The organism is Cytobacillus sp., from assembly GCF_964223445.1.
Classification (GTDB): domain Bacteria; phylum Bacillota; class Bacilli; order Bacillales; family Cytobacillaceae; genus Cytobacillus.
Window position 1 is genome coordinate 66,720 of record NZ_CAXQGS010000083.1, and the last position, 10,667, is coordinate 77,386.

10 protein-coding genes and 1 riboswitch are annotated in these 10,667 nt (G+C 45.3%); of the genes, 9 read left to right on the top strand and 1 reads right to left on the bottom strand.

Going from position 1 to position 10,667, the window contains the following annotated elements; genetic code table 11:
- Positions 1–92: 92 nt before the first annotated feature.
- Complete coding sequence (locus ACEQ1T_RS15575; protein WP_370223664.1) at positions 93–1,643, bottom strand: alpha/beta hydrolase; 1,551 nt, start codon at positions 1,641–1,643, stop codon at positions 93–95.
- Positions 1,644–1,785: 142 nt separating this feature from the next.
- Positions 1,786–1,869, top strand: a riboswitch (cyclic di-GMP riboswitch).
- 60 nt (positions 1,870–1,929) lie between these two features.
- Between ACEQ1T_RS15575 and ACEQ1T_RS15580 the strand changes: the two genes are divergently transcribed.
- The 9 genes from ACEQ1T_RS15580 (at position 1,930) to ACEQ1T_RS15620 (ending at position 10,590) form a co-directional block, all read left to right on the top strand.
- Positions 1,930–2,862 (top strand): methyl-accepting chemotaxis protein, encoded by a 933-nt coding sequence (locus ACEQ1T_RS15580; protein ID WP_370223665.1) that lies wholly within the window; start codon positions 1,930–1,932, stop codon positions 2,860–2,862.
- 543 nt (positions 2,863–3,405) lie between these two features.
- Positions 3,406–4,212 (top strand): YwqG family protein, encoded by an 807-nt coding sequence (locus ACEQ1T_RS15585; RefSeq protein ID WP_370223677.1) that lies wholly within the window; start codon positions 3,406–3,408, stop codon positions 4,210–4,212.
- Positions 4,213–4,557: 345 nt separating this feature from the next.
- Entirely contained in the window at positions 4,558–5,490 is a 933-nt protein-coding gene (yhfZ, locus tag ACEQ1T_RS15590; protein WP_370223666.1) for a GntR family transcriptional regulator YhfZ, read from the top strand.
- A 67-nt stretch (positions 5,491–5,557) separates the two neighbouring features.
- Entirely contained in the window at positions 5,558–5,932 is a 375-nt protein-coding gene (locus ACEQ1T_RS15595; RefSeq protein WP_370223667.1) for a PRD domain-containing protein, read from the top strand.
- A 1-nt stretch (position 5,933) separates the two neighbouring features.
- Positions 5,934–6,293: a DUF2620 domain-containing protein gene (locus ACEQ1T_RS15600; protein WP_370223669.1), complete on the top strand. Its 360-nt coding sequence runs from the start codon at positions 5,934–5,936 to the stop codon at positions 6,291–6,293.
- 27 nt (positions 6,294–6,320) lie between these two features.
- Positions 6,321–7,613 carry a YhfT family protein gene (locus tag ACEQ1T_RS15605; protein WP_370223670.1) on the top strand — a complete coding sequence of 431 codons (1,293 nt, stop codon included), beginning with the start codon at positions 6,321–6,323 and terminating at the stop codon, positions 7,611–7,613.
- Positions 7,614–7,645: 32 nt separating this feature from the next.
- Positions 7,646–8,563: a phosphotriesterase gene (locus ACEQ1T_RS15610; RefSeq protein ID WP_370223671.1), complete on the top strand. Its 918-nt coding sequence runs from the start codon at positions 7,646–7,648 to the stop codon at positions 8,561–8,563.
- On the top strand, positions 8,563–9,705 hold the full coding sequence (locus ACEQ1T_RS15615) for an aminotransferase class V-fold PLP-dependent enzyme (protein ID WP_206840594.1): 1,143 nt from the start codon (positions 8,563–8,565) through the stop codon (positions 9,703–9,705). The genes ACEQ1T_RS15610 and ACEQ1T_RS15615 overlap by 1 nt, the downstream gene beginning before the upstream one ends.
- Before the next feature lie 27 nt (positions 9,706–9,732).
- Positions 9,733–10,590: an alanine racemase gene (locus ACEQ1T_RS15620; RefSeq protein ID WP_370223672.1), complete on the top strand. Its 858-nt coding sequence runs from the start codon at positions 9,733–9,735 to the stop codon at positions 10,588–10,590.
- Positions 10,591–10,667: the final 77 nt, after the last annotated feature.

Here is a 10,667-nt window from a genome sequence, read left to right on the forward strand (position 1 = left end):
AAGCCTCCTCAGCTAAAATAATCTAACGGTAAAACTTTAGATAATTCCCCGAAATATACAACTCCACGAAAAAGGTCCTTCAATATTTCAACCTAACGGGGATCCCGTTCCTGCCCCGTTTTCAGATCAATAACCTTAACCGGGTTTTCCGGAGCATTGACCGTTTTGCTCTCAGGAGCAGCATTTCCGTTTTCCACCCAGTCGATAAGCAGGTCGAATGACTGGTGAGCGTAAGGCAATAGAGGCTGAAGTTCTTTATCCGGATCGGTCGAGCTGTTCCAGACAAGGCTGTCAACATGGTTGCCGTTCTCGATGGTATACATTCGATGCAGATCCTGCTTCCCGGCTTTCTTGACCAGCTTTTGATATCCCTTTGCATGAATCTCCGGGAATATCAGCGAATCAAGGGAACCAGTGAAAGAGATGAGCGGCACATCTATATCTCCAGTATTGGCCACTACCTTAATATTTTCTTTCACTTCCTTCGGCCGGGTCATATACTTATAATCTTCAAAGATAGAATCATAGGAACGGTCTCTCACGCCATTCACAAAGTTCAGGTAATTCCTCCATTGCGTACGGCCTGGGGCTTCCGGATCGAAATGGTCCCGATAGATATTCAGCGAAACAAACCAGTATACCTGATCATGATAGGCCCACAGTTTTTCCGATCCTTTAGGCAATCCTGCTTTGTATAGCTCTTTCATGGCTTTCTGCTGTTTTTTGCCGCTTCCATACAAAGCTTCTTCCGCATGATTCACAACGGTGGTCAGGGAACTGATTAAATTAGGCTTTTTCTCCGTCCATAACACGCCTTCCCAATCGACTCCTCCATCAAAAAGCCGCGGTTCGCCGGTTTTCTCCGGATGGTCATTTTCAAGGGCATAGCGCACGACGTATCCGCCATTGGAAATTCCCATCGCATATGTGGGGATTTTATGCTCTGCCGATACTAAATCGCTCGCCGGGTCAGAAGAATCTGCCGGATCGATCAGCCCATCAGAATGATGGCTGACTAAGTACTTCTCTGCGGCTTTCGTAACCTGCCGGAACCGCTGATGCCATTCTGCTACACTATCATCTTCATCGGCTAAGGCATTCTTTGCTTTTGCAAATGGATCAGCTGAATCAGCCTCACCCTGTGTACCTTTATCAATCGCTGCAAAAGCATATCCTTTTTCCAGGACATAATCGCTGAAAAGCAGGTCGGTCGACGTTTCATTTCTTGTAGCCGGGATTCCCGAAACAACAAGCCGGCCATTCAAGTGATCTGGTACCCTTATGACAAACTGGGCATCTTCAAAAATACCATTTACTTGTGTTCCCGTTACAGAAGAAGGTATGTACATTTGATGCCATCCAGTTCCTTCCGCAGCATTTCCCCAAAGATAAGGGGCAAGACCAATGTTGCCGTAAAGGGTTGCCTGCTGATATTGGAGGGGATTCCTGGTGGTCAGCCAGTTGTTGTCCACACCGTCAAAGTATTGTTCCGTTACTGTGTGCGCACCAGGTATTATAGCCTGGTTTTCCGCAGCAGCTTGCTCCGCAAAACTTCTTTCCGGAAAAAGTGAAAAGCTTAAAGCAGATGCCAATGATAACGCAATCAGCTTGTTTTTCAGATAAATCCATCCCTTCTTTATCATCTCTTACAGTTCCATTCTACTTTTACTAATTATGGGAATCATGGGCCTTAGTAATTAATTATTTGAATTTTCAGCATAAAGGAAAGCAGAGCATTGAAAATTGTGATGCCAGACCGGTGCTAGTACTATAGTCTTATAGACGGAACAAGTTGGAAGCAATGAGAATTCAAGGGGAATTGGGCGCTTTATTGAATTCGAGCTAGTAGCGCAACCGGCCAGCACTTACAGGGGACCAGTCCTCTTGTAGGGATATGTTCTGACAATCTTTTTTGAAAAGAGGAAGAGCATGCTAACAACTTATCAGCCTAATCACTTTAAAAGCACACAGGTTCTTGAAAAAGAGGCTGTTTTGGCAGCCATTGAAAATTCTCTGGCCATGATTGAATTTGATGGGAACGGGAAAGTACTGTGGGCAAATGAAAATTTTGCCCGTACTATGAAATATCGGGCAGAAGAGATGCCAAATATGATGCATAAGCAATTTTGCACCCGTGAATTTGCTGCCAGCAGGGAATATCAGGAGCTTTGGAGAAATCTGCGCAATGGCAAAAGCTTTCAGGAAAAAATTCAGCGTGTCACCAAGCAAGGAGATCTTATCTGTCTCGAAGCAACATACACACCGGTATTTGGGAATGATGGCAGAGTAGAAGGTGTTGTAAAGGTTGCTACAGATATTACAGAAAGGGAAACGAATACAGCGCAGGTAGCATTCCAGCTTCAGGCAATGTCAGAAGCCCTTAGTGAAAAAGCAAAGGCTGGAATTGAAAGAAGCGAAGAGGCTGCTCAGGCAATAGGCAAGCTCGTTCATGAGTCCAAAGGGAATCTGGAAATCCTCCATTCTCTCAAATCACAGGCACAATCCATCGGCAGCATCGTAAAAACAATCCGTGAAATAGCGGCACAAACCAACCTGCTGGCATTAAATGCAGCTATTGAATTCCTGCGCGTTGCCGGCGAACATGGCAGAGGCTTCAGCGTCGTTGCCGGAGAAGTGCGAAAGCTCGCAAACCTGGTACAGGACTCCATACAGGAAGTCAATGCCCACATCGAAGGAATATCAGATGAAATCAACAAAATTAGTGACGCAACTCTGCAATCACAGTCAGGCATAACTGAAAACCAGGCTCTTAATGAACAGGCTGTATCTGCATTTAAAGATATCGGGGAAGCTGCAAGAAAGCTTGATGAGCAGGCGAGGGGTTTTAAAAGTATTTTATAGGAAGATGCGGGCTGCTTTATAGCAGCTCTTTTTTTCTGCAGATAGGAAGAATTGATGAGGCTGGCGAATTTACATATATTCTGTTTATTTTTGATGAGAGAAGATGATTTTATGAAATATCTCCATAAGACATTCACTTCAGAGTTAAAGAGGAAGATCCATAGTATTGAAAAGGAAATAAAAGAACAAATTGAAAAGATTCTAAGAGAGAATAAAGCGGTTTTTTCAAAGAATGGCCTGAAACTGGAGGCTGAATTTGATCAGGAGGGAAGAGATGTTTTCCAGCCTGGATACAAATCCTCCATTTCACTGGGGATTTCTGAAAAAAGAGGGAATCTCATAGATTTGAAAGTCATTAAAATTTGGGAGTGCGAATACTTTTTTCTAGGAATGCCAGTATCGAAAAAGATCCCTGGAAGCAAGTTGTTCGGGGAGCTTCTGGATGAATCTTCACAAGAAATAACAACGGAGTTAGCGCAATACATAGCTGAATATTTGGATGAATTTATCAATAAAAATAAAGAGACACAGGAGGAAAAAAGCATGGAAAATCAAACCTTAAAGCTGCCTAAAGAATTTGAAAAATATCGGAGCGAATTAGAAAAAACAGCGAAACCGTTTGTCAGCATACATGCAGAAAGAGGAGAGACCACACTTTTTGAAAGCAAGTTCGGAGGAAAGCCCTATCTTCCAAAAATGAGTGAACATCCAAAGGATGAGCAGGGAAATTATATGAATCTATTTGCGCAAATCAATTTCGAAGAAGTTCCTCACGTCGAGCCAATGCCTGAGAGCGGAATTCTTCAATTCTATCTCTCGCCGGTTGATGATATGTACGGACTTGATTTTGATAACCCGGCTGCTCAAAAGAATTTCAGGATTGTTTATCATCCCAATATCCTGAAAGATGAGTCAGACCTGGTAAATGACTTTTTGTATATGCCTGATTTAGGTGATGAATATGAACCGATAGTGCAGGAAGCAAAGATGATTTTCAGCCTTAAGATTGCTCCTGTACCTGCCGATGATTTTCGATTTGAGGACTTGGTCAATATTGACTTATTCGAATCCATCGATCATCCAGACTATGAGGATTTACATGAGCTTTACTTCGAGGAATTAGGTGCAGAGGGCCATAAAATTGGCGGCTACCCCTACTTCACCCAGCAGGACCCCAGAGAAAAGGGTGACCCAACAGGTGATTATACGATTTTGCTATTCCAGGCGGATACGGACGATGATATTGAGCTGATGTTTGGGGACAGCGGTGTTGCCAACTTCTTTATCAAGGAAGAGGATTTGCGGAATAGGAATTTTACAGATGTTCTTTATAATTGGGATTGCTGCTAACGTACCAATCTTTAATTAGAGCTGATAACTGAATGGAGGGGTTCGCATTTGGACAAAAAAAGGATAAACCAGCGATCGAGTCCGAACTTGATGCCCCTTCGGACAGATGAAGTAGAAATCCTAGCAATGTAATCCGAACCCTGCTCAGGAAACAAATTTTCAATTAGATGGGGAGTTCACACGTAAATGAGTCTGTTGAATTCCACCGCGGACACATGGGAGAATAAAGGAAAGCAATATTAATTGCGGAAAAGTTAGAAAACTCTTGAATTAACAAACCATAACAGCTAAACTTATAATATACAGTTTTTCGTATATTGATCAAAAGTAAAGAGGTATTACAATATGAGCCGTATTTGGGAAAGTTTATATTCAAAGAATGGGCTGGCTGCCAAGTTTATTGCAAAGGAGCTCATTCAGTTTTCAGAGGGAGAGAGAATCCCGCGGGTAAGTGATTTTACGGAAAAGCTATCATTGGGCCGCGGGACTGTGCAGGGGGCATTAAGAGTGCTGGAGGATTTGCATGCCATATCTCTTGAATCCAGGGGGCATCTTGGGACCTTTCTGAAAAAAAGGGACATCAACCTGCTGTATGAGATTGCCGGCATCGGACCGGTGATGGGCGTAATGCCGCTGCCTTATTCCCGAAAGTATGAGGGATTGGCGACTGGTATTGTCGAAGGGTTTGAGGAAATCAATAAAAAGTCAGGCCTTGCTTATATGAGAGGGGCGAGAAGGCGCATCGAATCATTAAAAACCCGGCGCTACGATTTTGCCATCATGTCCCAGCTGGCGGCAGAAGAGGCAGTACAGGAGTTTGAGGGCCTGGAAATCCTCCATACACTTGGACCGGAGACCTATGTAACGTCCCATAAAGTCTTTTTTTCAGATAGCAAAAACAGAGAGATTTCAGATGGCATGAAAATCGGAATTGACTATTCATCTGCCGACCAGGCTAATATTACCCTCCTTGAATGTGAAAAGCACAAGGTTGAACTGATAAAGGTGGACTATATGCAGCTTTTCAACATGCTGAAAAACGGCAGTATTGATGCAGCAGTCTGGAACGCGGATGAAGCGAGGGCACTAAAAACGTTTGCCTCCTCTGACTTTAAATCGAAAAAGGCAAAGGAACTGGCCATAAAAGCAACCAGAGCAGCTATTGTCATAGAAAGTGAAAGAACAAATATCAGGGAACAAATCCAGCTTCTCTTGTTTAATAAAGTGGAAGAGACCCAAAGACTGGTGGAGGAAGGAAAAAAGTATCCTCACTATTAAGAAACTGAAGTTCTAGTTTCTTAGCACTATTAATATACTAAATACTGTATTTTGGAGGGATGAAACTATGGATATAAACCAACTCAAAGAAAGAATGGAAATCCTATTAAGCTCGTCTGTTGTCAGCACAAAAGCCGCTGATATTACGACATTGGCTTTTATGCATTTACAGTCACACTTGAAAAAAGATGCCATAGCCGGAGCTGAAATGCTTTTCACCCATTTGCCGACAGCTCTGGCGAGAATTGAAAAGGGTGAACAGGTCGAGGCTCCCCATCCTGCCTTGCTGGATGAAGTTAAACAGTCACCGGAAGCATCCATAGCAATGAAGGAAATCGATTTTGTACAGCAGCAATGGAAGAATCAGCTCCCCCCAGAGGAAATCGATTTTCTGCTCATACATTACACTAATGTACTGCAAATCAACAAAGGAGGAAATTAAGATGAAAATTGTAGTTGGCGGTCAGGTGGATAAAAAAGAGATTGAGGGCTTAATAAAAGAGATTGACAGCAGCATAACGACGATGGTCAAGTCAGATCTGGAAGCAGCGATGGCTGTTAAGACAGGACAGGCAGATTATTATGTAGGAGCCTGCCACACAGGAGGCGGCGGAGCTTTAGCCATGGCGATTGCCCTTCTCGGCAAGCCAAATTGCGAGACGGTTTCCATGCCGGGGAAAAAGCCTGTTGAGGAGAAAATTGTAACCGCTGTCAGCGAAGGGAAGAAAGCATTCGGTTTTACAGCTGACCACAAAGAAGCCGCAGTGCCTATGATTATTAAAGCTTTAAAAAATAAAGGCTAATCCATTTTAATTGAGGGGGAAATAGAAATGGAAATGACATTAATTATCCTGATTGGTGCCGTTGCTGCTGTTTTGGCCAATATGAACATTGCGGTTTTTAATGATGGGCTTCGTCCAATTGTCTCCGAACACGTGGAGGGGCGGATGACGAGACGGGACCTTGCCTTCACTGCCTTTGCGATGAGCTTCGGGCTGGTAATCGGGTTTGGAATACCTTTTACACTCTCGGCCAGTATTATCCTCGTTCACAGTATCCTGCTGGGAACAGATATTATCGGTTTGCTGACACCGAAAAATAAATGGGGAACCCCGCTTGCGGCAGTGATTGGCGGTGCTTATGGAGCAGGACTGTTAATCGGACTCGAGGGATTTGTGAAGCTGTTCGATTATCTGCCGCTTAATTTCCTGGAAGCTATGGGAGCGGTTGGAACACCGGTCGTTGTTACATTTATGGCATTCCCGGCACTTGCGGTTGCCATGCAGTTCAGTGTGAAAAAAGGGGTCATTACGTTTATCGTATCCGCATTGATCCGACAGCTGGCTGTCTGGCTGAATGAAAGCGGAGTCCTTACGATTTCAGGAACCACAGTAACACTGAACCAGGAAGGAATGGCCCTTATTACAGGAATGATCTTCCTTCTTGTATTTGCCATGAAGGAAAAGGCAGAAGAAGGCTCTTCCATCGACCTTGCAGCAGTATTCAGTGACAAAGTGGCTAAAATCAGAAAAAATGTCGTGTTCTTTATGATTATTGGCGGTCTCATTGCTGCTGCTACGAATCTATGGATCATGGCAGGAGATCCGATTTCTCTTAATCTATTAGCGGAAGGCAAAGCAACAGATGCCGGAATTGCTGCGGCTGCCCGTGCGCTCGGCTTTATTCCGCTTGTTGCCAGTACAGCGATCGCAACAGGTGTATACAGCCCGGTCGGATTTACACTCATCTTCGTTGTCGGATTTTTCTCCCCGAATGTTTGGATAGCCTTAATCGGCGGTGTCATTATTATTTTCATTGAAGTTATGCTATTAAGCTCAATTGCGAGATTCCTTGATAAATATCCCGGTGTCCGTAATTCCGGAGAAAATATCCGCAGTGCGATGACCAAGCTTTTGGAAGTAGCCCTATTAATCGGCGGGGCGAACGCTGCCAATGCGATTGCACCAGGGTTCGGATTCTTCTTCATTGCCGGATTCTATTTGCTGAATGAAGCGGCAGGACGCCCGATTGTCCGCATTGCGGTCGGCCCTGTGGGTGCCATTGCAGTCGGAATCATTGCCAATATCCTGGTTGCACTTGGAATCATGAACATACCTCAGTAAAAAAACAAATAAAGAGAACGGAGCGGACAGCCATGATACAAACCGTACTTGGAAAAATTGCTCCGGAAGAATTGGGGATTTGCTCGGCTCACGAGCATCTCTCCATTGATCTTTCGCGAGTAAAAAAAGATCCGGATACTATTCTGGATGATGAACAGGGCATGCGTGAGGAACTGGAGGATTTCTATCGTCTCGGCGGAAGGTCAATGGTAGAAGTGACGAATGACGGCATGGGCCGGGATGCTCTTGCCTTAAAAAGGCTGAGCGAGGCAACAGGGGTTCACCTTATTACATGTACAGGCTTCTATAAAGATCCTTACATCCCCCATTTTGCCGACGGCTGGAAAGCGGAGCAGTTTGCACAGCATTTTATAAAAGAAGCCAGGGAAGGGATTGCTGATACGGGCATACTTCCGGGTGTCATCGGGGAAGTAGGCACAAGCAAAAATGAAATGAAGCCAATCGAACGTGAGCTCCTAATTGGTGCCGCTATAGCCGGTATCGAAACCGGGCTTCCGGTGACCACCCATACAACTCTCGGAACACTCGGGCTTGAACAGGTGCAGCTGCTGACGAAGCATGGCCTTCCGGCTGATCAGATCATCATCGGCCATCAGGACCTCAACCCGAATAAAGACGAGGTTCTAGCTGTTTTGGAAACAGGAGCCTATATCGCGTTTGATACGATCGGAAAAAATAATTACCGTCCCGATGAAGAGAGAGCCGCTTTCCTCCTGGATTTCATAAACCGCGGGTTTGAAAAGCAAATTCTTCTTTCAGCAGACTTAACCCGCAAATCGCATTGGAAGAAGCACGGAGGCCCTGGCTACGGTCTTGTGCTTGAGACGTTTATTCCAGAATTGAAGAAGTCCGGAGTTCCGGATAGCGTTCTTCATCAATTCCTGACCGTTAATCCATCCAGAGCTTTTTCAATAAGGGAGCGATCATAGTGTCCACATACAACCGAGCTGAATTAAAGTATGCAAATTCAGTTTTGCCAAGCTTATCCATACAGGAAGCACAGGAAAAACAATTTAAACTGGTAGACAGAATGAGCCGCTATTTCAAGGGCAAGCAATTTCTTTCGATGGGAGACCTTGGTGTCTCTCCGAAATATAAGCGGCCGGAACAGACGTATCTTGTGGAAAGAGTTCTGGCGGATTTCTTTGAAACAGAAGACTGTGCCCTTGTCAGGGGAGCCGGAACAGGTGCGATCCGCAATATTCTAAGCATGCTTCTGACTCCTGGAGATGAAATGTTCATTCACACGGCACCTGTTTATACGACGACAAAGGAAACGTTAAGGATATTGGGCATTAAAACAGTCCAGGCAGATTACAACCATCTTGAGGAAATCAGAACGGCCATCAGAACTAATCAAAATCCTAAAGTATTCTACATTCAGCATGCCCGTCAGCAGCCGACAGATCACTATCAATTGGCCGAAGTCATCAAAGCCGTGAAGGAAGAACGCCCGGATCTTCCAATCGTAGTGGATGACAATTATTGCGCATTGAAGACAAAGGGAATTGGCGTGGAATTAGGAGCGGATTATTCAACCTTTTCCGGGTTCAAGCTTCTCGGGCCGGAAGGGATTGCGGTCATTGCCGGCAAAAAAGACGCCATAGAACGGGTGCATCACTATAACTACTCGGGCGGAGGCCAGGTTCAGGGCTATGAAGCCATGGAGCTTTTAAGAATGATGACCTTTGCACCTGTATCGCTGGCTATTCAAAACGAGCAGGTGGAAGAGCTCTGCCGCCGTCTGAATGAAGGCGCTGTGAACGGAATTCGCGCCGCCTATATGACGAATGCCCAATCCAAAAATGTCATTGTAGAGCTGGAAGATCCGATTGCCCAAAGTGTGATCAGCATCAGTGACGAGCATGGAGCGGCCACCCATCCGGTTGGGGCGGAATCAAAATATGAAATTATCCCGATGATTTACCGCGTTTCCGGCAGCTTTTTGGAAGCACAGCCCGAGCTGAAGGAATATGGACTGCGCATCAATCCGATGAAATCAGGAGCGGACACGATCATCGGCATTCTGGAAAAAGTGATACCTCTTGCAAAAGAAGTGCACCATCGTTGATACCCGTAAATAAAGGGGGAAACTTCAATGTTTTTAGATGTAACAAAGCGCAGAAATCCTAAGCTGATTCAATCAGGTGTCATCTTGCATCAAAGCGGGCAAATACCCCCGAATACGTACGTGATTGACCTCGATATACTCGGAGAAAATGTAGAAGCACTGGCAAAAACGGCGAAAAATCATGACTTTACGCTTTATTTCATGAGCAAGCAGCTTGGGAGGCTTCCTTTTATAGGTCAGCTTATTGCAGAGCACGGCATCGAAAAGGCAGTGGCTGTTGAATTCGACGAAGCCAAAACATTGGCAGAAGGCGGAGTTAAAATCGGAAATGTCGGCCATCTGGTTCAGCCGGGGAAAAATCAGTGGCCGGAAGTGCTGTCGTGGAATCCGGAAGTCATTACCTTATTTTCCCTTGAACGTGCCAGACAGCTTTCTGAGGCGGCTGTTCAATCAGGAATGGTACAGGATGTACTTCTCAGGGTGTATGCAGAAGGCGATATGATTTATCCCGGTCAGCAGGGTGGTTTTCAATTGGAAAAGCTGGATGGAGAGCTTCTCCAACTGGCCGAGCTTCCAGGGATTAACATAGCAGGTGTCACAACCTTCCCGAACTTTCAGCTATCAAAGGAAAGGAGAAGCATGGAGCCAACTCCTAACTTTAAAACCCTTTTAAAGGCAAAAGAGGTTCTGGAGAAAAAGGGCATAACAGTCAAACAGGTAAACGGTCCAAGTGCGACCAGCTGTGAAACCATTTCGTTCCTGGCAGAACAGGGCGTGACACATGGGGAGCCGGGACATGCCCTTACCGGAACAACCCCGCTGCATGCTTACCGGGATCTCCCCGAGAAACCGGCCATTGTATATGTAACGGGGTTGTTCCGGTAAGGGCATGTCCCGGCTCCCCATGTGTCACGCCCTGTTCTGCCAGGAACGAAATGGTTTCACAGCTGGTCGCACTTGGA